Here is a 468-nt window from a genome sequence, read left to right on the forward strand (position 1 = left end):
CTTGAACGGAAAAGCGGTGACGCGGTTGCGGCCGGCGCGCTTGGCGTCGTAGAGCGCCTTGTCGGCGGCATTGAGCACCTTGTCGAAGCCGAGGCCTTCCTTGGTGCCGAAAGCAAATCCGGCACTGACCGTGCATATCAGCGAGCCTGTCTCGGTTTCGATGTGGTGCGCGGCGAAAGCTGCCCGGATGGCCTCGGCGGTGGCCTCCACCGTTTCGGGCAAGGTCCGCTTCAGCACCAGCGCGAATTCCTCGCCGCCCATGCGCGCGGCGACATCACCCGGGCGAAGATTGCTGGCGAGTTCCCGTGCAAATACCTTCAGCACCTCATCGCCGGCGGCGTGGCCGAATTCGTCGTTGATGGCCTTGAAGTTGTCGAGGTCGAAGACGACCACCGCCGTGAAGGCACCGACCGGCGCATCGCCGTGCAGGTCGAATAGGGCGCGGCGGTTGAGCAGGCCGGTCAGCGG

1 protein-coding gene is annotated in these 468 nt (G+C 65.4%); it reads right to left on the reverse strand.

All coding sequences use genetic code 11. The annotated features are described in order from the left end of the window. Nucleotides 1-468 (reverse strand): GGDEF domain-containing protein (locus EN984_RS37235; RefSeq protein WP_164766057.1); only part of this gene is annotated, 468 nt, incomplete at both ends.

The sequence above is a fragment of the Mesorhizobium sp. M7A.F.Ca.CA.004.12.1.1 genome (assembly GCF_003997835.1).
In the GTDB taxonomy this organism is placed as follows: Bacteria; Pseudomonadota; Alphaproteobacteria; order Rhizobiales; family Rhizobiaceae; genus Mesorhizobium.